This is a genomic window from Lactobacillus sp. CBA3605 (genome assembly GCF_002970915.1).
Taxonomy (GTDB): domain Bacteria; phylum Bacillota; class Bacilli; order Lactobacillales; family Lactobacillaceae; genus Lactiplantibacillus.
In genome coordinates, this window is the sequence record NZ_CP027190.1 from 1,593,310 (window position 1) to 1,613,525 (window position 20,216).

Annotated in this window: 21 protein-coding genes and 1 riboswitch; of the genes, 13 read left to right on the top strand and 8 right to left on the bottom strand. The window is 44.7% G+C overall.

The window, feature by feature from the left end:
* The first annotated feature begins 76 nt into the window (after positions 1-76).
* Positions 77-298, top strand: coding sequence for a hypothetical protein (locus C5Z25_RS07640; RefSeq protein ID WP_105449615.1), 222 nt, complete (start codon positions 77-79; stop codon positions 296-298).
* Positions 299-407: 109 nt separating this feature from the next.
* Here the strand turns inward: C5Z25_RS07640 and C5Z25_RS07645 are convergent, their stop codons facing one another.
* On the bottom strand, positions 408-1,274 hold the full coding sequence (locus tag C5Z25_RS07645) for an NFACT RNA binding domain-containing protein (protein ID WP_234002726.1): 867 nt from the start codon (positions 1,272-1,274) through the stop codon (positions 408-410).
* Positions 1,275-1,387: 113 nt separating this feature from the next.
* Here C5Z25_RS07645 and C5Z25_RS07650 point away from each other — a divergent pair, with 113 nt between their 5' ends.
* Together C5Z25_RS07650 and C5Z25_RS07655 are read left to right on the top strand one after the other, a co-directional pair.
* A complete protein-coding gene (locus tag C5Z25_RS07650) occupies positions 1,388-2,575 on the top strand; it encodes an acetate/propionate family kinase (protein WP_105452098.1) in 1,188 nt (395 codons plus the stop codon).
* 137 nt (positions 2,576-2,712) lie between these two features.
* A complete protein-coding gene (locus C5Z25_RS07655) occupies positions 2,713-2,907 on the top strand; it encodes a small multidrug resistance protein (protein WP_105452099.1) in 195 nt (64 codons plus the stop codon).
* Positions 2,908-3,010: 103 nt separating this feature from the next.
* Here the strand turns inward: C5Z25_RS07655 and C5Z25_RS07660 are convergent, their stop codons facing one another.
* Positions 3,011-3,364: a fluoride efflux transporter FluC gene (locus C5Z25_RS07660; protein WP_105452100.1), complete on the bottom strand. Its 354-nt coding sequence runs from the start codon at positions 3,362-3,364 to the stop codon at positions 3,011-3,013.
* Positions 3,358-3,747, bottom strand: a complete 390-nt coding sequence (locus tag C5Z25_RS07665) for a fluoride efflux transporter FluC (RefSeq protein WP_105452101.1) — start codon at positions 3,745-3,747, stop codon at positions 3,358-3,360. Before C5Z25_RS07665 ends, C5Z25_RS07660 begins: the two co-directional genes overlap by 7 nt.
* A 294-nt stretch (positions 3,748-4,041) precedes the next feature.
* On the opposite strand from C5Z25_RS07665, the gene C5Z25_RS07670 reads away from it, so the two are divergent.
* Positions 4,042-5,553: an ATP-binding cassette domain-containing protein gene (locus C5Z25_RS07670; RefSeq protein ID WP_105452102.1), complete on the top strand. Its 1,512-nt coding sequence runs from the start codon at positions 4,042-4,044 to the stop codon at positions 5,551-5,553.
* Between the two features lie 95 nt (positions 5,554-5,648).
* Here the strand turns inward: C5Z25_RS07670 and C5Z25_RS07675 are convergent, their stop codons facing one another.
* The 3 genes from C5Z25_RS07675 to C5Z25_RS07685 are packed head-to-tail and all read right to left on the bottom strand — an operon-like array spanning position 5,649 to position 8,296.
* On the bottom strand, positions 5,649-6,308 hold the full coding sequence (locus C5Z25_RS07675) for an energy-coupling factor transporter transmembrane component T family protein (protein ID WP_105452103.1): 660 nt from the start codon (positions 6,306-6,308) through the stop codon (positions 5,649-5,651).
* Positions 6,305-7,708, bottom strand: coding sequence for an ABC transporter ATP-binding protein (locus C5Z25_RS07680; protein WP_105452104.1), 1,404 nt, complete (start codon positions 7,706-7,708; stop codon positions 6,305-6,307). Before C5Z25_RS07680 ends, C5Z25_RS07675 begins: the two co-directional genes overlap by 4 nt.
* A 15-nt stretch (positions 7,709-7,723) precedes the next feature.
* Positions 7,724-8,296: an ECF transporter S component gene (locus C5Z25_RS07685; protein WP_105452105.1), complete on the bottom strand. Its 573-nt coding sequence runs from the start codon at positions 8,294-8,296 to the stop codon at positions 7,724-7,726.
* Positions 8,297-8,401: 105 nt separating this feature from the next.
* Positions 8,402-8,494, bottom strand: a riboswitch (TPP riboswitch).
* Between the two features lie 154 nt (positions 8,495-8,648).
* Between C5Z25_RS07685 and C5Z25_RS07690 the strand changes: the two genes are divergently transcribed.
* The 4 genes from C5Z25_RS07690 (at position 8,649) to C5Z25_RS07705 (ending at position 10,967) form a co-directional block, all read left to right on the top strand.
* Entirely contained in the window at positions 8,649-9,125 is a 477-nt protein-coding gene (locus C5Z25_RS07690) for a glutathione peroxidase (protein ID WP_105452106.1), read from the top strand.
* 17 nt (positions 9,126-9,142) lie between these two features.
* The gene (locus tag C5Z25_RS07695) at positions 9,143-9,973 is read left to right on the top strand and encodes an aldo/keto reductase (protein WP_105452107.1); all 831 of its coding nucleotides are present in this window, start codon (positions 9,143-9,145) and stop codon (positions 9,971-9,973) included.
* A gap of 321 nt (positions 9,974-10,294) precedes the next feature.
* The gene (locus C5Z25_RS07700; RefSeq protein WP_105452108.1) at positions 10,295-10,618 is read left to right on the top strand and encodes a type II toxin-antitoxin system RelE/ParE family toxin; all 324 of its coding nucleotides are present in this window, start codon (positions 10,295-10,297) and stop codon (positions 10,616-10,618) included.
* A gap of 13 nt (positions 10,619-10,631) precedes the next feature.
* The gene (locus C5Z25_RS07705) at positions 10,632-10,967 is read left to right on the top strand and encodes a helix-turn-helix transcriptional regulator (protein ID WP_105452109.1); all 336 of its coding nucleotides are present in this window, start codon (positions 10,632-10,634) and stop codon (positions 10,965-10,967) included.
* A gap of 75 nt (positions 10,968-11,042) precedes the next feature.
* Here the strand turns inward: C5Z25_RS07705 and greA are convergent, their stop codons facing one another.
* Positions 11,043-11,513 (bottom strand): transcription elongation factor GreA, encoded by a 471-nt coding sequence (greA, locus tag C5Z25_RS07710; RefSeq protein ID WP_105452110.1) that lies wholly within the window; start codon positions 11,511-11,513, stop codon positions 11,043-11,045.
* A gap of 404 nt (positions 11,514-11,917) precedes the next feature.
* On the opposite strand from greA, the gene C5Z25_RS07715 reads away from it, so the two are divergent.
* Positions 11,918-12,631: a glucosamine-6-phosphate deaminase gene (locus C5Z25_RS07715; protein WP_105449626.1), complete on the top strand. Its 714-nt coding sequence runs from the start codon at positions 11,918-11,920 to the stop codon at positions 12,629-12,631.
* A 127-nt stretch (positions 12,632-12,758) separates the two neighbouring features.
* On the opposite strand, the gene C5Z25_RS07720 is transcribed toward C5Z25_RS07715, so the two are convergent.
* Complete coding sequence (locus tag C5Z25_RS07720; RefSeq protein WP_105452865.1) at positions 12,759-14,180, bottom strand: C69 family dipeptidase; 1,422 nt, start codon at positions 14,178-14,180, stop codon at positions 12,759-12,761.
* Positions 14,181-14,478: 298 nt separating this feature from the next.
* Between C5Z25_RS07720 and C5Z25_RS07725 the strand changes: the two genes are divergently transcribed.
* The 4 genes from C5Z25_RS07725 to C5Z25_RS07740 are packed head-to-tail and all read left to right on the top strand — an operon-like array spanning position 14,479 to position 20,037.
* Positions 14,479-16,317, top strand: a complete 1,839-nt coding sequence (locus tag C5Z25_RS07725; protein ID WP_105452111.1) for a PTS mannitol transporter subunit IIBC — start codon at positions 14,479-14,481, stop codon at positions 16,315-16,317.
* A 23-nt stretch (positions 16,318-16,340) separates the two neighbouring features.
* On the top strand, positions 16,341-18,416 hold the full coding sequence (locus tag C5Z25_RS07730; RefSeq protein WP_105452112.1) for a BglG family transcription antiterminator: 2,076 nt from the start codon (positions 16,341-16,343) through the stop codon (positions 18,414-18,416).
* A 15-nt stretch (positions 18,417-18,431) separates the two neighbouring features.
* Complete coding sequence (locus C5Z25_RS07735; protein WP_105449629.1) at positions 18,432-18,881, top strand: PTS mannitol transporter subunit IIA; 450 nt, start codon at positions 18,432-18,434, stop codon at positions 18,879-18,881.
* A 1-nt stretch (position 18,882) separates the two neighbouring features.
* Positions 18,883-20,037 (top strand): mannitol-1-phosphate 5-dehydrogenase, encoded by a 1,155-nt coding sequence (locus tag C5Z25_RS07740; protein ID WP_105452113.1) that lies wholly within the window; start codon positions 18,883-18,885, stop codon positions 20,035-20,037.
* The last annotated feature ends 179 nt before the right edge of the window (positions 20,038-20,216 follow it).

Here is a 20,216-nt window from a genome sequence, read left to right on the forward strand (position 1 = left end):
CTGTAACTTTAAATATCGAACATGCGTTCTGTAAATGTGCTATGATTAGGATACTATTTTCGATGAGGTGATCTGAATGGAACAGCTGAAAACAATTGAAGCGTCGTTATTACAAGCGTATGAATTGAATTGTGTGGTGCGATTAGGCTTAACGGATGGGCGCAATCCCAGCGGCTTAATCGCAGCGGTCAATGATACGGCCGTCTTCTTAAATCAACAGGCCGGCATTGTTAATCAAATTGCCATCAGCGATGTGACTGAGATTGTCTTTTTGAAAGAACCCTGGTGGCAGCGTTAACTAGTCAGCCCAAAAGCTTGTTTTAGTATCGGTGATGACCGATACCAAATAATCGCCGTAAGAATTTTTTGAATTCTTGCGGCGATTATTTTTTGGCTCAAAGTGCGTGTTAATCAGCTTGAACCCGTAACTGTTTGACTAATGTGGCATCCGGTCGGACAGTGATCGTCTGCGCTTGACCACTAAAAGTGACGAGGCCAGATTTGGCGCCCTTCGGCTTTCGAAGTTGACTAACTTTTAAGACGTCAACCGGAACCCGTGGGTATTTGCGGCCTTTACTGTAGTAAGCCGTCAAGACGGCCGCTTCGGTTAAGGTCTGTTGGCTAGGGTGATTGCTATGAATGACCACGTGTGACCCAGCGAGTTCGCTTACATGCATCCAGTAGTAATCCTTACGGGCAGTCAGGGTCAAGTGATCGTTTTGATCGCTATCTTTACCAACTTCCACTAACACGTGGTCGCTCGTGTAAAAGCGACGCGGATGTGCTGGTTCGGGCGCTTTTGATGAATGTAAAACATGCATTTTTAAGGCGCCTTCAGCAATCAATGCTTGTTTTAGCGTGGCAACTTGTGCGGCGTCGGTCGGTTGAAAGCTGGCCTGCCGGTCGAGTTGTGCTTGGCGAAGCTGCTTAGCTGTTTGCAAGTGTTCAGTGACGGTTGCTAGGCCACGTTTGGCTTTGCGATAAGCATGGAAGTAAGCTTCGGCATTGACCATAATCGACTTAGCGACATCGAGTTGAATCGTAATGGTCTGCCCAGGGGTTCGATAATCGGGCAAGGTCACGGTCTGCTGATGACCAGTGATTTGACTCGCATAGGTTTTTAGTAAAGTGCCTTTGACTTGTAGGTCGGTGGCATCACCCACTTGACCAATGGCGCGGGTTAGAGCTGTAATTTGTTTGTTAGTCCGAAAAAGCTGCCGGGTCATCGCAGCTTGGACGAGTTGTGTATCGGTTGGTTCGGTTGAAATTGACATGAGTAACCGTCCTTTGCTTGAAGATAAACGTAGGTTTAGTATACCGCATTCAAAATAATTCAACACTTTTCATGAAAATTCGGTATTCTATTATATGGGAGGTTGATATTTCGATGCAAAAAACATTAATTATTAATGCTGGTAGTTCGTCGTTAAAGTGGCAGTTATTTGAAATGCCCGCTGAAACGGTGCTAGCTAGCGGTATGGTAGAGCGAATTAGTATGCCCGGCTCAATCTTTACGATTAAGTACGGTGACCATCAAAAATTTGAGACCGTGGTTGATAATTTGGACCAGAACCAAGCGGCTCAAATGATGTTGGCAGAATTACAACGGTTGCATGTGATTCAAACGTTGGCAGAAATTACGGCGGTGGCCCATCGCGTGGTTGCCGGTGGTGAAACTTTCAAGCACGCAGTGGAAGTAACGCCAGCCGTCTTGGATACGATTAAGCAGTTAAGTAACTTTGCGCCGTTACACAATCCGATGGAAGCAAAAGGGATTGAAACCATGGCACAAACCTTACCTAATGTGAAGCAGTATGCTGTTTTTGACAGTCAATTCTTTACGGATTTACCAGAGATGAACGCGATTTATAGTTTACCGTATGAATTAACACAAAAATACCATATTCGCCGGTATGGCGAACATGGTATTTCACACCGCTATTTGACTAATCGGGCGGCTGAATTATTGGGTAAGCCCGTTTCAGCAGTCGACTTGGTCACGCTACATTTAGGTAGTGGCGCTTCATTAGCCGCCGTTAAAGCCGGCAAAGCTTATGATACTTCGATGGGCTTTACGCCATTAACGGGTGTTACGATGGGGACGCGTGCTGGGGATGTCGATCCAGCTGTGTTGCCTTATTTAATGCAGGTCCTAAAGATTAGCGATCCCAATGAAATCATGATGATGTTGAATAACAAGTCAGGATTACTTGGTGTTTCAGGGATTTCACCAGATATGCGCGAGATTAAAGCCCAAGAAACGACTAATCCGCAAGCGAAGTTAGCGGTTGATATTTTTGTGAACCGTATTACGAAGTATGCTGGTAGTTACTTGACTGAATTGCACGGGGCCGATGCGGTGATTTTTGCCGGTGGGATTGGCGAACATAATGCGCAATTACGGCAACAAATTGTTGATGAATTAAGTATCTTTGGTCTTAAGCTGGATGCTGACTTGAATGCTGCCGGTAACGAAGGTGTGATTAGTAGCGCCGATTCAGCGATTAAAGTCATGTTAATTCCAACCAACGAAGAGTTAGCAATGGTGCGCCAAGTCGCCGCATTACAACAGTAATTAAGCTTTCCTAAACTTGGAACTGGACGGTAGGCGTTGGGTGCCAGCCCATGCTAAACTTAACGTTGAGAACAAGTTTGTTCAACCAGCGGTTGTGATGACCGTAAGGAGGGAAGCTCAGTTTGTTGAGCGCATAGATGATCGGGTTATTGATTACTTTAGTAATTGGCTTTTGGTTGCTGAAAGTTGTCTTTAAAGTTGGTTTTTGGCTGATTGGATTGGCGGCTATGATTGTGGTCGGCCTATTCTTAATTCGGATTGCCTTATGGCTAGGTGTTGCCGTGCTAGCCATCGGTGGTTTAGCCTTAGTTGCCAGCCCATTTCGTAATTAGTAAATTCAAGCTATTTTTAAAGCCGTCAGTCGTAATCACTGGTTGATTACGACTGACGGCTTTTTGGCGTAAAATAAAAAGTACAGTTCAGGTTGATGGTGGGTTAAAGCAAAGTTCCTAGCCAGACAAAACTTAAGCCGCCGAAAAAGCTGAGGCCTAAATACCAACTGGCCGTGACCCAATGGTGGTGACGCGCTAATAAAATAATTTCGTTAATCATGGTGGAAAACGTTGTCAGGCCACCCATAATGCCAGCCCCCAAGAAAAGTTGGCATAACGGCGGCAATGAACTGGTCAAATCCCAGCCAAGGAGTAAGGCGCCAACAAGATTGATGATGAGGGTAGCCAGGGGTAAGGCGAAACGACGATTGAGTGGCTTGGCGAGGGTCATGACACCGTAGCGGGTGAGGGCGCCCAGTGACGCACCGCCACCAACTAGACTAACTGCCATCAACATGAGGTCGCCCCCTTAGTAAGCCAATAATGACTCAGTAAATTTCCTGCTAGGCTGGCGACGAGTCCTAATCCTAAGCTGGCACCAACATAAGCGCCTACTAAACCTAGCTGATGTTGGTGGAGGAGTTGCAAGGTTTCAAATGTGAAAGTAGAAAAGGTGGTAAAACTACCGATGAGGCCGACGCTTAACCCGGTGATGACCGCTTCGGACAGCGATAGCCAGGTTGGGAGTAATTGCGTTACGAGACTCAATAGGAAAGCACCCGTCACGTTAATAATGACGGTTAGCCAAAAATGTTGCGGCCAGCTGATGAGCAGACTGAGCCATTCACGACTACCGCCACCGATAAAAGCAAAAATGGCGATGGCACTTATTTTTTTCAAAAATATTGGCTCCTTTGAATTGTTTAGCTTCAGTTTAAAGCCTTTGCAGCCTAGTTGCAAAATAAATTAAAGCATGTTAATCTATAACACAACTTATGAAAAACGGGGTATTCAGCCAATGCGTAACTAATTAATGCGAGTAATTGAACAGTTTTGACCACTCTTTAAGGGGTCAACTGTCTTTTCTTGGGATTAATTAGTTGGGCTGGCAGGATACTAAATGCCAGTGGTCTCTTAATTGAGAGCACTTTTTTTGTGCCCAGTTTAATCCCTGAATTTAAGGGGGAATTTAACGTGGTAAGTCTTAAATTAAGCAAAATTGAAAAACAAATTAATGGTCAAACGTTGTTTGAAATTGACCAATTACAAGCGACGGGTTCGGCACATATCGGTGTCGTGGGTCGCAATGGGGCTGGTAAATCGACCCTGGCCCACCTGATTACAGGTGCCGATCAGGATTATACCGGCCAAGTATTGGTCGATGCACCAGTCAGCTATGTGCCACAAATTGCAGCGAATCATGACCGCAGTGGTGGGCAAGCTATGTTGGCCCGGGTGCGGCAGGCGTTACAGGAGCGACCAGAAATTCTGATTTTGGATGAACCGTCATCTAATTTGGATGAGACGCATCAAGCGTGGTTGATTAAAAAGCTACAGCAATATCGCGGCCTATTAGTGCTCATCTCCCATGATCGCCAGTTGCTCAATGCGGTGACTGACCAGACGTGGGCCGTTGCCCAGCACCAATTTACGGCTTATGCTGGTAATTATGCGGCTTATGCCGCAGTGCAGGCGCAACAGTTAGCCAGTCAACAGAATGCGTATGACCGTCAAACACGGCATACGCAGGAGTTACAACAGGCCATGCAGGCACGGCGTGAAAAGGCTCAACGGGTTCGGCGGGGCAATCGGCGTTTAACACCAGCGGAACGGGCTAATTCAAAATCGTTACGTGAAGCGACGGCTGCCAAGTTGGAACGCAGTGCTAGTAGCTTGGGCCAGCGGGGGGCGCGTGAAGCGACCGTCGCCAAACCAGTGACTGCGACTGGTTTCAAATTAGTGGCAACCGACTTTCCGCCATTGACGGGTAAAACAGTCGTTGCTGCGACGGACTTTACGTTAAGGGCGTTCAACCAAACGATTTTAAACCAACTTAATTTGCAACTCAAACCGGGCGAACGGGTGGCATTAGTCGGTCCGAATGGCTGTGGCAAAACAACATTATTACAGGCTATTCAAGCTAGAACGGCGGGCCTAGCCGTGGCGCCAACCGCTAAAATTGGTGTCTTTAATCAAGATATGACGCTACTAGACGGTCAGTTGACGGTCTGGAAAACAGTCCGTGCGACCAGTGCGTTGCCGGATCAAACGATTCGTAACGTTTTGGGCGCCCTGGGATTGCCGGCTCGATTCTATTCACAACTCGTGGCAAGCTTGAGTGGTGGTGAATTGGTCAAGCTTCAACTGGCCCGGATTTTAGTCGGGATGTACAACGTCTTAATTCTGGATGAACCGACCAATTATTTAGACGTTGCCGCCTTAGATGCATTAGCTGCTTACTTGCAGCATTATCCCGGCACGGTCTTGTTTGTCTCTCATGATGCGACTTTTCGGCAACAGGTCGTGACGCGGACGCTAACCTTCGCCGACCGGACTTTGATTGATCCAGCCCAAGTTGCCACGCAAGCGGCCCAACCGTCAGATTTACCATTGTTACAGTTCAAGTATGATCAATTAATGCAAGATCCAACCGCTAAAACCGCTGACATCCAAGCCTTGCGTATGCAAATTGAGGCCTTAAAATAAGTTAATATAAAACGTGTGGGCTAAAAGTCAGTATCTGTCACTTAATCTAAAAATCGGCAGTCATTCTCAGTATCTGAATGACTGCCGATTTTAGGTTAGTGCCAAGGAATGACGAAGACCCCGAGTTGCATTAAAATAATACCGCTAATTAAGAGGGCCCAATCGCGTGATCGCAATGGCACTTGTCGATAATGGGTGCGCGCGGCGTCTTCGACAAAACCGTGGGAGGTCATCGCTTGCGCTAGATTTTGTGCCCAGTTAACGGCCACTAGCACGGCTTTAAAGTACAGCTTGGGTGACCAGGAACTTAGCGCCTGACCACGCATTAAGCCTGCCGTGTGAATCACTTTGACTTCGTGCTGAATCTTTGGAACCAGGTTATAAGCCGCTAAGACCCCGTAGGCAAACTTAGCGGGTAAATGCCAATTTTGTTCTAAAGAATCAGCTAATTGGAGAATGTTCGTCGTTAGCGTGAAGGTTGCTCCAGTAAAGACGAACGCATAAATCCGGGTAAATAACACCCAGGCCATCATGGTCCGATTGCCACTACCGTTGATATATTGCGTGCTCCATAAACCGATGGCGGGCAGCAATGGTACCAGTAATAACCAGCCGAGCGTGCGCAACTTGGTCCCGTGCCAAAGCAGGTTGATGATGGCTAAAATGACTAATGCAACGTTGAGGCTGATAATCGTCGTAAACGAAATTTCTAAAGCAACTATTAATAGTAGTAATAGCTTAATACTAGGATTCATGCGTGCACCTCCGGATAACGTAAGTGCTGTTGCTCAAACCGCAAATGATAATCAATTAAAGGGGTCAGACCGGTTAACTGATGACTAATAATAATCAGGGTTTGCTGAGTGGCCGTTTGGGTGGTCTGCAATAATGTGACTAAGGCATGCACCGAAGCTAAGTCCAGCCCCTTTAGCGGTTCGTCCATGAGTAATACCGGCGTTTGCATGATGAGCATCGTTAATATCTGTAGCTTTTTCTTTTGACCTTCACTTAACGTATAGATGACTTGGTCGGTGTGGTCGGCTAGATTCAGCTGTTGTAGTGCTGCCTGAATACGGGCTGGCGTGAAATAGTCCCCATAAGCGTGTTGCTGGCTAAGCGCTAATTCTTCAGCCATGGTAATCGTTAAGAATTGTGTCTCAGCCTCTTGGAATAAGAGTGCGACTTGTCGCGCATATGGGGTACGCTTGATTTTTTTGATGTCACGGCCAGCGTAACTAATCGTGCCTAGATAGGGTGCCAGCCGGACGAGTGCTTCAAAAAGAGTTGATTTGCCGCTGCCATTTGGGCCCGTAATCAAGGTATTGTGATGCTGACATAACAATAGGTCAGTGGGTGCTAACAAGAGCCGGGTTCCGGCCGTTAGTTGCACGTTAGCAAGCTTAAACAAGGGCGTCGCAGTTGGCGCCGGTAAGGGCCAGGTTGGCGTTTCAAAGGCCGTTAGTAATGAGACCCACTGATTGGATGGCAACGTGGCTAGGCCTTGGGTTGCAGTAATCTGGACCAGATTATCAATGAGTTGAGCATAACCAGTGAAATCATGGTCCGCTAAAATAATGGTTTTACCAGCTTGGTCACGGAGCTGAACGAGACACTGTAACAGACTTGCCCGGGCGGCTGGATCAACGCTAGCAAAAGGTTCGTCTAATAAAATGACATCACTATCCATGGCGACAATGACCGCTAAAGCGACTTTTTGTTTTTCCCCACCGGATAACTGATCCAACAAACGGTGGCGGAGTGCCCCGATGCCGACCAAGTCTAAAGCATGGGTGATTTTTGCTGGCATGGCGGCCGGGTCGACTTGGCGATTCTCTAACGCAAAGATTAATTCATTTTCAACTGTATCCATAGCGAATTGCTGGTTCGGATTTTGAAACATTAACGCGACTTGACCAGCACGTTTGGTGAGCGGTAAGTCGGTGAGCCGTGTTTGATCATAATAAATAGCATCGGTAGCGGCGGTTGCAGGTAATAAGCCGGCCATCAATTTGAGTAAGGTGGATTTGCCTGTTCCGGATGGCCCCGTGAGTAAAGTGAACCGGTGGGCCGGAAAGGTGAGCGTTGCCTGATCAAAGATGGGCGTTTGCGCCGCCGGATACGTGTAAGTGAGTTTTTTAAGCGCAATCGTTGCCATCAAAAAGCCCCTTTTCTAATTAGTGTGCGTTGTAAAAACATGACTACGATCTAATAAATTGGTGATTAAGCGAGTTAAGACGCCGCCGAATAAGAACATGGAGCAGAAGCGGACGACGAAATACAAGATTAGTAACCAAAGTTGGAGCTTGATATAGCCGTTGCGGGCCAAGTCCCAAGCAAAGGTGACAATGGTGGTCGTCAGGGCTGAAGTAGTCAGGCCTAACCAGTCGTAGTGTCGATAACGGGTGACCACATAACCTAATTCAGCGCCGATACCTTGCGTTACCCCCGAAATCAAAGTTGAAATGCCCCATTGACCACCAAAAAACATTTCGACGATTGAAGCGAGTAGTTCCCCCAGTGTCGCCGCCCCTTTTAGGCGTATGAGGTAGCCAGCTAACATCCCTGGCATACACCAAAGGCCCAATAAGAGTTCATTTGCGAGTCCCGATAGTCCAACGGGCGCTAAGAGGGCCGTTAAAACATCGTAAACATAGTTAGTTCCCATAAAAATTGCGCCAAAAAAAATCCCAATTAACGCAATCAAAATAATATCACTTAAATGCCATGCTTTTGTCCAGTTCATCAATAAAACCTCCCCAATAATGTGGCATTCATGCATTCGGTAGACTAAAAACGGCCACCATTAGTCATAAATAACTAGTGGTGGCCGGCTAAAGTCCGTATTGATGGTTCCCTAAAAGCATTGCTCCCTGCGCTGGCATTGTCCAGATTCAGGTTCAATGGGTATTATCTCAGCCGTTTGGCACCCCAGTTGCTATGAATGTTACGCTTAGTGTAACCGAATTCAGTGGGGCATGCAACGACTTCTTACCAAGGGTGAGCAAAGTTCATTGGAAAATCTTGATTTTGTGCTTTACTATAAGTTAGTAAACTTGCAAGTTAATCAAGTGGCAGTCAAGTTGGAGGTTGTTAGGATGACAACAATATATGATTTTAAAGAGACTGAAATGAACGGCGACTTACTCGCATTAGAGCAGTATCGTGGGCAAGTGATTTTAATTGTTAATACGGCTAGTAATTGTGGCTTAGCACCGCAGTTTAAAGGCTTAGAAGCGTTGTATCTAAAATATAAAGCTGAGGGGTTAGTCGTTTTAGGCTTGCCTTCGAATCAATTTCACCAAGAAAAGGCGGATGATGCGGCGACCCATGACTATTGTCAACGGCATTATGGCGTCACTTTTCCGATGACCAAACGGGTGTTAGTCAATGGTGAGGACGAAGATCCATTGTTTGCTTACCTGAAACAAACGGCGGGACATGGTCGGATTAAATGGAACTTCACAAAATTTTTAATTGGTCGTGATGGGCGCGTCTTAAATCGGTTTGCACCTACTACGCGACCAGAAACATTTGAAGCAGCGATTCGCGATGCATTAGCGGATCGGTCATAAGACGGGAGGAATTTAGTGTGGAAACTTATACATTACGCGATGGCTTAACGGTGCCAAAGGTTGGCTTTGGAACCTATAAATTGAATGGTGCACAAGGTGTTCAAGTGATTGATAGTGCCATTGATCGCGGATACCGGTTATTGGATACGGCTTTCAATTATGAAAACGAGGGGGCCGTTGGTGAAGCAGTGCGGCGGACAACGGTGCCGCGCTCTGACTTAATTATTTCGTCGAAGCTGCCCGGCCGGCATCATACTTATCATGAAGCGATTGCGACGATTGAAGAATCCTTATATCGGGCAGGGTTAGATTATTATGACCTCTATCTGATTCATTGGCCCAATCCTAAGGAGGACCACTATGTAGAAGCTTGGCAGGCTTTGATTGATGCCCAAAAGTTTGGGCTGGTGCGGTCAATCGGCGTATCGAACTTTTTGCCAGCTCATCTGGATCGCCTAGCGCAGGAAACGGGTGTGCTACCGGTGATTAATCAAGTTGAACTCCATCCGTACTTCAATCAAGCGGATCAGCGTGACTATGACACGGCGCACGGTATCTTAACGCAAGCTTGGAGCCCGCTTGGACGGGCCAGTGAGCTGTTAAAAAATCCAACGCTTAAAAAGCTGGCGGCTACCTATGACAAAAATGTGGGTCAATTGATCTTACGCTGGGAAACGCAACTCGGGGTACTGCCAATTCCGAAGTCTTCGACCCCCGGACGACAAGCCGGCAATCTCGACATTTTTGATTTTGAAATTTCGACGGCAGATATGGCAACCATTAATGGGTTAAATCAGGCGGATGGCCGACTGAAAGCTCAGGACCCCGCTGTTTATCAAGAATTTTAGGCTGGATTACGACATTTAAAAATATGACGTGGACAAAAAATAAGTGTGTTAAGAATTCGCAAAATTCTTAACACACTTATTTTTTGGGGTTCCTTATCAACCAGTGTTGATGAGGAAAATTTGGGTTCACTTTAACTTAGATTGTACATCTAATATTTTGTGGTTATCAATTTAGAAACCAAACCGATTGATAAAACTTATTGGCTTAGGAATACTCGTATACAGTTCTTGATTGTGACAGATGATTAAAAATAATATTAAGAAAATCGCTTTACTATATTATACCATAACGGTATAATGACTATTGAGGTGGAAGAATGTATGGAGTACTTTGCTGAAAATCGCAAGCTCACAAAAATATTGAACGATTCCCGTTTGCTAGTTAAAACTTTTGGCCATGATCGAGCTAAACGAATTAAAGCTCGCCTTGATGAGTTCAACGCTGCTGATACGCTGCAGCAAATTCCTTTTGATCCACCGCCTCGCTGTCATCGATTGCGTAACAATTTAGAAGGCAAATTTGCCGTTGATGTCAGCAAGAATTTCCGCATTGTTTTTGAGGGTTACGATAAAGCTGATCAATTTTCAGTTGAAAAGTCATCAATTGTAACTGTTCAAATTATAAAGATTGAAGACTATCATTAAGGAGTTGAAGAGTATGTTGCATCGCGAGAATATTATTCGGAAGTATCACACAAGTTCAGCTGCCGATTTAATTAAAGAAACCATGGACTTTTATCAAATTACCCAAACTGATTTAGCCGCTCGATTAGGCGTTAGTCAGAAAAACATTTCAGATATTCTTAAACGCAAACGATTCATAAATGAGTTATTGGCTTTACGAATTGAAACAGTTATGGGTATTTCTAGTCAATTACTCCTTAACTTGGATGTTAACTTTAAATTACATCAGGCTAAGGAAAATACCAAACAGTCTGAACCCAAGCATCAATCAGATAAGTTCCTTAAACGATATGATTGGGTATCAGCATAAGTTTAAATAATAGAGATAGTAGTAAAGCAAGCAGTCTTAGGTATGGTGCTTGTCAGTGAGTTGATGAGGGAAATTTTAGGCCTTATGAATCGCAATAATTTTAACTTGATAATGACCATTGGGCGCCATGACGGTGACGATGTCATCAACCGTGTGTTGGTTCAGGGCGGCACCAATGGGCGAGGTGAATGAGATTTTATTATCAGTTAGGTTGGCTTCTTGTTTACCGACTAATTGATAAGTCACGCGGTCGTGGTCGTCCATGAATTCTAACGTGACTGATTTGCCAATATCAAGTTGGTCATTATCAGCCGGCGTAACGACTTTAGCGTACTGCAATTGCTTATTTAAAAAGCGAACGCGACTCTCCAGACGGCCCAAATCACGTTTAGCATTCGTATATTCGGCGTTTTCAGAGCGGTCACCTAGCGCTGCGGCTGCGGCCAGCACTTTGATGCGGTGCGGACGTTGGGCAATCAATTCGGCAATTTCTTGCTCAATCGCGTGGTAACCGGCTGCTGTCATTTTATTAAAGGTTGGTTCCATGGGTTAAAACCTCACATTACTTGGATTTTGCTGACAATAGTTTACCGCAAATTTATTTGAATTGGTACCAGATGGGTGTTAGTTAGATAATCGGCGACAGGTTAGTGTTAATTAAGTAGGAATTGGCTCGGCAGACGGGTTGCAATTAAGACCAAAAAAATAGCCAATAGCTTTACAGCTTTGGCTAGTTGTAAGGTTTCTCACGCCTTACGGAGTTACGAACACTTTCAGTATAGGCAAATTAATGAAAAAATACAATTGTTATGTTATTAAAGAAGTGGCATTAATGATGAATATGGTAACGATTACAAAGAAAAATAAAATATTTTGAACAAACTGCTTGAATTTTAGTCTAGACCAATATACAATTGGACTATACCAAACAAAGAGGGAGTCAGTTAATTATGAAAGTTATCGTAGTAAAGGATCAAGCTGCCGGCGGCAAAGAAGGATTTAAGGTCTTTAAGGATGCCTTAGATGATGGGGCTAAAGTATTTGGGTTGGCAACTGGTTCAACACCCGTTACAACTTATCAAGAAATCGTAAAGAGTGACTTAGATTTCAGTAACTGCACATCCGTTAACTTGGATGAATATGTTGGTATTGCACCAGACAACGACCAAAGTTATAAGTACTTCATGCAATCACATTTATTTGACCAAAAGCCATTCAAGGCATCATTCTTACCAAATGGGTTAGCTGCTAATCCAGATGAAGAAGTTAAACGTTATGATAAGGTTATCGACGAACATCCAATTGATTTACAAATCTTAGGAATTGGTCGGAATGGTCATATTGGGTTCAACGAACCTGGTACTTCTCGTGATGTCACGACCCATGTTGTTGATTTGACACCATCAACCATCGAAGCCAACGCTCGGTTCTTTGCCAGCGAAAATGATGTGCCTAAGCAAGCCTTCTCAATGGGCTTAGCTTCAATCATGAAGAGCAAGCACTTATTGCTTGAAGCCTTTGGCGAAAACAAAGCAGATGCAGTTAAGGGCATGATTGAAGGTCCTGACACGCCAGATTTACCAGCCAGCATTTTGCAAAATCATCCTAACGTTACCGTTATTATTGATGAAGCCGCAGCTAGCAAATTAAGCAAAAAATATTAATTTAAACGCATATTAGAAGCTTAGCATCACAAAACCGCTTTGGTTTTGTGATGCTTTTTTGCTGATTGAAAAATAATCGAAAAAACGCCACCCTGAAACTGATCAAGGTGGCGTTTTGGGTATCAAGTTATAGATTCTGGCCTTTTTCCCAACTTGTTGCCGATAATAATAAGCTTTGTTTAACCAGCTGATCGAATAAGGCATAGGTCCGTTTTGAAATCTCACCGGCTGTTTCAGCGTTTGCCCGCGTTAAAGTGGTCGTTACATTTTTCCCTTGAACCATGGCATCCGTTTTAGCCACACGACCCAGCGCATAGGATTGGCAATCTTCACGAAAGGCATTAACCGTGGTAGCAAAGTCGTGCCAGTGTGGTTCAATCAAAGCGGATAAGGTTTTGTTTAACCAGTAAACATTATGGCTATCGACCGTGGCCGTTGTATTGCGGTAGTCCAGCGGTGTGTCATTAATGTTGGTAAAGAATGGGACGGCAGGTGCATAAGCGAACAAGCCCATCGTTACCCATTGAATCGCCGCTTGCTCGGCCGGAACATCGTTGCGGATTTGCAAGATGGATTGGCATTGATTGCGGTCCATCGCAATCGAACGGTACCGCTTTTGTTCCGCAACGGTTCCAGAAGCATAGGTGTCGAATGGATCGTACGGCGTGCCATTATAGTGTGAAGATAGGAAGAACTGAACGTCGTCAACCGCTAATAAACGGCTGGGTTTACGATACATTGGCATCGTTTGATCGGTCGGTTGTTGCGTGGTTACCTCAGGATTGAACAAGGTTTGCCCGTACCAAGTTCGCGGCGTGTTGTAGTAAGCATCGTCTTCGCCATGGGTCCCAAAAATCTGACGGAAATTAAAGTGATCAGGAGTGGGATTCAAATGGTTTTGGTTAACAAAGGCCACTAAATCGGTGGCACCTAAAAAGTTATCAGGATCGCTTAAATCTAGTTCTTCCATGACCATTTGGTTAGGGACAATTGCATAGGTCGCTTCAGGTAAGCGCATGGCGCCCCAATGATGACCGCCAGCGGTTTCGAGCAACCAAATGTCATCATGGTCATTGAACGCAATACTGTTGCTTTCACCAGTCCCGTATTTTTCGATCAAGGCGCCCAGCCGTTGGACGCCGGCTTTCGCACTTTTGATGTACGGTAACACTAATGTGACCATTGCTTCCTCATTAATCCCATCGGTGACGAGTGGATCGTAACCTAAAACACGGGCATTGGTCGCTGTGGTTTCAGTTGCACTCATGCCGACGTTATAGTCATTAATCCCAGCTTCTTCATATTGACCGTCGCTTTGGTCTGCCTGCGGGGTACCCGTATAGCGGTAAGCGTGGTCGGGTAACGGCACGGTCACGCCGGTCGTCACTGAGGTGAAGGTCGCATTAGGTTGATCAATGGCGGGATGGACCACAAATTTAATGGGATTAATCGGGCCGTAACCATCCTCGTTACGTGCCACCATTGTGGAACCATCTATACTAGCGGCTTTGCCAACTAATATTTCGGTGCAATCAGAACTTTTATTTATCATTAGTGTTGCCCCCTTGATTGCTTCTAGTATAGGAGTCTGAGGAGAGAATTCAACGGTGGTTGGATTGAGCGTTTGTGAAAACGTAATCATTAATACGGCAATTTAATTTATGAAATGGTTATCATTCCTTTTAAAACAGCGATTTTAAGATGTGTGCCAAACTTTTATTTTGTGAATTAGTGAGTTTAATTCTGGCACACTTTCCTGTGCCACCGGTCTACCTAGAACTCCTTGAAACCGTTTTCTATACTCGATATGATAGAGACGTTAAGAAAAAGGAAGGAGCTTTAGTGTAATGAAAGCAGCAAATGTAAATAATTCTGCAACCCAATCCGCTCCTGTTGCAAAGAAGCCGGGTATCAAAGCCCGTGTACAAAAATTTGGGAGTGCATTAAGTAACATGGTCATGCCGAACATCGGGGCCTTTATTGCTTGGGGGTTAATTACCGCCATCTTTATGAAGGGTGGTTGGTTCCCAAATGCGGATTTGGCTAAGATGATTCAACCCATGGTTAATTATCTCTTACCATTACTAATTGCGTTTACCGGTGGGAATATGATTGCCGGTCATCGTGGTGGGGTCGTTGGTGCGATTGCGACCATTGGGGTCATTGTTGGGTCCAACATTCCAATGTTTATTGGGGCCATGATTATGGGACCACTTGGTGGCTGGGCCATCAAGAAATGGGACGATGCGATTTCAGATAAAGTCCGGAGTGGCTTTGAAATGCTCGTTAATAACTTCTCCGCCGGGATTATGGGGATGTTACTAGCCATTGTTGGGTATTACGGTATTGGGCCTGTTGTTGCGGGTGCTAGTGCGGCAATGGCCGCTGGAGTTAACTGGATTATCAAGGTTAACTTATTACCATTAGCGAATGTCTTTATTGAACCAGCCAAGATTTTATTCTTAAATAATGCAATTAATCAGGGGATTTTAACCCCACTTGGGATTCAATCAGCTGCTTCAGCTGGTAAATCAATTCTGTTCTTACTTGAACCAGATCCAGGTCCAGGTCTTGGGGTCTTGTTAGCCTTTGCCTTATTCGGTAAAGGAACTGCCAAGGCTTCGGCACCAAGTGCGATGATTATTCACTTCTTCGGTGGGATTCATGAAATTTACTTCCCATACATTTTAATGAAACCAGCCTTGTTCTTAGCAGTTATCGCTGGTGGGGTTACCGGTACGGCGACCTTTAGTTTGTTAAATGTTGGTTTGAAGTCAACGCCATCACCTGGTTCAATCTTCATGCTATTCATCATGTCACCACGTAGCATTTCAAATTACATTGGTCTCTTGTTAGGGGTTACCTTAGCAACGGTGGCGTCATTCATTGTTGCGGCGATTATCTTACGTCGTGATAAGAGTATGGGCACCGAAGATTTGGCCGCTGCTCAAGGTCAAATGAGTGCAATGAAGAATGCTAAAAATGGTGAAGCGGTTAATCCTGCCGAAGCCGCTGACGTGATTGCTTCTTATAAAGATGTTGATCATATCATCTTCGCTTGTGATGCCGGTATGGGATCTTCCGCAATGGGGGCATCCTTATTACGGGATAAAGTGAAGAAAGCTGGTATTGAGATGTCCGTGACGAATACGGCCATCAGTAATTTGAAAGATGAACCAGGCTTATTAGTTATCACGCAAGATGAATTAGCTGATCGAGCTGCCCAAAAAGCGCCGCACGCTTTACGGTTAGCTGTTGATAACTTCTTGAGCAGTCCTAAGTATGATCAAGTAGTCGTTAACCTAAAGGCTCGCGATCAAGTTAATCCGGAACCAGCACCTGCTTCAGCAGCACCACAAAGTGCCACCGAAGATCCGAGTGCATTACCTGATAACTTAGATTTAACCGTTGTTAACGAAGTGGTCTTTGTGCATCATGATGGTCACTTGGGTACCGCAACCATGGCAACGTCGTTGATGAAAGGGCGTTTAAAGAAAGCTAACAAGTCAATTGCCGTTAAGAACTTAGGTATTGATGAATTGCAAGATAACCACAGTCTCTTAGTTGTTTCCAGTTCGGAAGCCGCTAAAAACTTGAAGACCCGTTATACACACGTTCAAGTGTTAGTCACGGACGATCTTCTGAACTCGCCTAAATATGATAAGATGGTCTTAGGATTAAAATAAACCGTTATCATATGAGGTGACCCATGGTTAAGTTCACGAAACGTCAAGACGAATTACTACAACTATTGTTGGCTAGCCCAACGGGACTCAGCATGAGTCAGATTGAAACCGCCATCAATAGCAGTCGTCGGACGATCTATCGAGAGTTTAGCAACTTAGAACTAGTTCTTGAAAATGCGCATTTAAAAGTTGTTAATCACGAGCATCGGTTCCAATTAAGTGGGACGGCGACGGAATTAACGGCTTTTAAAGCCCAATTGACAGCTAGTCATGGGATTACGCCCGCCTTTGATTCGCAAACACGGCAGAATGCCTTGGCATGTCGCGTCTTAATGGCGGACCGTTCGATGAAGTTAAAAGAATTAGCGTTAGATTTTAACGTCAGTATTGCGACCATTTCCAATGATTTAAACACGTTGAGTACCCCCTTTGCGGACTATGAACTTTCGATTGAACGTTTAAAGTCGCGGGGAATTCAAGTGGCCGGTACGGAAGGTAATATTCGAAGTTTGTTTGCTACGATTTTGAATCATGCCATCAATGACTACGAATTCTTCAAAACAATTGGCAAGCTCAAGCGTGGGTTGGAAGTGTCAACGATTGATGAACAATCTTATTTTCTCAGTCAATTAGATACCACCGTCTTGATGTACTGTTATCAAGCGGTGCGGAGCCTGAAAAAACAATATTTTTCCGCAGTACCTGATGGTCAATTACAACAGTTGATTATCACGCTAACGACCGCTGTCATGCGGTTACAACGCGGTCAACGGGTGACGTATTTACAAGGCATCAATCGTGATGACTTCTTAAAGTATCAACGGATTGCCTTAGCGATTTTGACGCAATTGCCGGGAACGTTGAAAGCCCAGATTACCGGTGCTGAGATTGACTTTTTAGCCCAGCAGATTAAAGGCCTCACGTTTCGGATTGATCAGGATGCGTCGTTGTCTAACTATGATTTGCAACTCACATATCGAGTGAAGAAGTTAATTGATGCCGTCGCCCAATATTTTGATTGGTCGTTCGGTACGGATGATCAACTGCTTAATAATTTGACGGCGCACATGCAGATTGCATTACAACGGAACGGCATTCCCGGGCCAGTACCGCCGAGTCCGGAATTACAAGAAGTTCGTTCTCAGTATCCGAAGTTATATTCGGCCGTGGTGCGGGGCTTTGCGGCCACGTTCCCGGATCAAAATTTTCAAATTGATGAACTAACGTATTTGCTGATTCATTTTGCCAGTACCTATGAACAACAGTTAAGTCATCAGGCGTTGAAGGTCTTGGTGCTATGTCCCAATGGGATGACAACGGCACGGATTTTAAAGACGCGTCTGGCACGGTTGATTCCAGAAATTACCATGATTGAAGTGGCTCGGATTGGGAATCTTGGTCAGATTGACTTAAAACAATTTGACATGATTCTATCCACGACCCAACTACCGGGATTCAAGTTGAATTATCGGGTAGTCAGTCCCTTGTTACTTGAAAATGAAGTGAGTGCATTGCGTGATTATATCCACCAGTATTTTCCAAGTACCCAATTAGTGGATGCGCAACCGGCCCCCCAGCCGGAACTCACTTTAGACTTCGACACGACCTATCGACGGTTAACCATGGCAAAACAAATCTTGGATCGATTCACAATTACCGCTATTGCTAATGAGCAGGCGACGATTGCGGAAACCCTAGTAAAAATCACGCGTTCACTTGATTCTAAACTTGTTCGTGATCCGCTAGAAGTGGCCGGGAAATTGTTACACCGAATTGGGGTTGCCCCAGTTGGTATTCCCAAAACCAACCTGGCGCTCGTGCATACTTTAAGTCAACAAGTCACGGCGCCGTATTGCGCCATCTTTGAACTGACAACGCCAATAACGTTTAAAAGTATGGATGACCAAACGATTCAACTCCAGCGCATCGTACTGATGCTGGGTCCAGAAAATATGAATAGTTTTGAAAACCGCTTAATGGGCAAGTTAAGTGCCCTAGTGATTGAAAACCAAGCGAATACCACCGCCTTTATGACGGGGAATCGCCCGGAATTGTATCAATTAATTAGTCAAGCATTTTTGAACGAACTAACGAAATAGTGTAGGTGAATAAAAATGGAAGCTTTAGATAAAAAGATGATTGCTTTAAATCAACAAGTTGCCACGCAAGCGGAAGGGATTCGGTTAGCCGGTCAATTATTGGTCGACGGTGGTTGTGTCGAACCTGAATATATTGATGCGATGCAGGCACGTAACCAAGATGTTTCCGTGTATATGGGTAACTTCATTGCCATTCCCCATGGAACTGAGGATGGCATGAAATATATTAAGAAAACAGGAATTTCCGTGGTGCAAGTTCCAATGGGTGTGAGCTGGGGTGATCCCGAAAATGATGACGATGATAAAGCCGTCACAGTAATCTTCGGGATTGCTGGCTTAAATGGTGAACACTTGAACCTCTTATCACAGATTGCCATCTACTGTAGTGACGTGGCGAACGTGGCGAAGTTAGCTGATGCCCAATCTGAAGATGAAATTATTAATCTATTAAAGGAAGTTGATTAGCATGTTAGACGTACATTTTGGTGCCGGTAATATTGGTCGGGGTTTCATTGGTGAAACCTTAGCGGACAATGGATTTAAGATTACTTTCGTGGATGTTAACGAAACGTTGATTGATGAATTAAACAAACGACATGGTTATACGATTGAATTGGCGGCAGAAGGCCAAGAACATATCGAAGTTCATGACGTTAAAGGGATTAATAACGGTAAAGATCCACAAGCCGTTGCCGCCGAAATCGCGCAAGCGGACTTAGTCACGACTGCGATTGGGCCTAAGATTCTGAAGTTCATCGCACCATTGATTGCGGATGGGATTAAGTTACGTCAAGCTAATGCTGATACCACGCCTTTAGATGTGATTGCTTGTGAAAATATGATTGGTGGGAGTCAATCTTTGAAGCAATCCGTTTATGAAGCTTTGGATGATAGCGAAAAAGCATGGGCAGACCAATATATTGGCTTCCCTAATGCCGCTGTTGACCGGATTGTACCGTTACAAAAACATGATGATCCGTTATTTGTTTCAGTCGAACCATTCAAAGAATGGGTCATTGACAAGTCGCAAATGAAGAACCCCAAGATTCAATTAAAAGGGGTCGATTATGCAGATGACTTGGAACCTTATATCGAACGGAAGCTCTTCTCTGTTAATACCGGGCATGCAACCGTGGCTTATACCGGTAATATGAAAGGGTACAAGACGATTGGCGAAGCGGTTAAAGATGACAGTGTCGTTGCCCAAGCGCAACGCGTCTTAGGCGAGACTGGGGACTTACTCATTCAAAAGTGGGGCTTTGATCCTGAAGTGCATCACGCTTATCAAGCTAAAATTTTGAGTCGCTTTGAAAATCCTTATATTTCCGATGATATCGAACGGGTTGGTCGGACGCCCATTCGGAAGTTGGGTTTTGACGAACGTTTCATTCGCCCAATTCGTGAATTGAAGGAACGTGGCCGTGATTACAGTGCCTTAGTGGACACTGCTGGTATGATGTTCTTCTTTGATTACCCGAATGATGCCGAAAGCGTCAAGTTACAACAATTATTGAAGGATGAACCAATTGAAACAGTCATTAAAACAGCGACTGGTTTGAAAGATGCCGCTTTGATTGATGAAATCAAGGCTGCGTATGAAAAGCATTTAGCTGAAAAATAAAGTTAACTTAAAGGACTGATTGCCAACCGCTAGGGCAATCGGTCCTTTTTTTTCGAGTCACGGGGTTACTAATTTAGATTAATGATTATCCGCTTGAATTCATTAAAAAATTCAGGTTGGCAAGCGCAATTAGCATACAAAAAATGTAAGCGATGGCATAATTGAATTAATAAAAACTG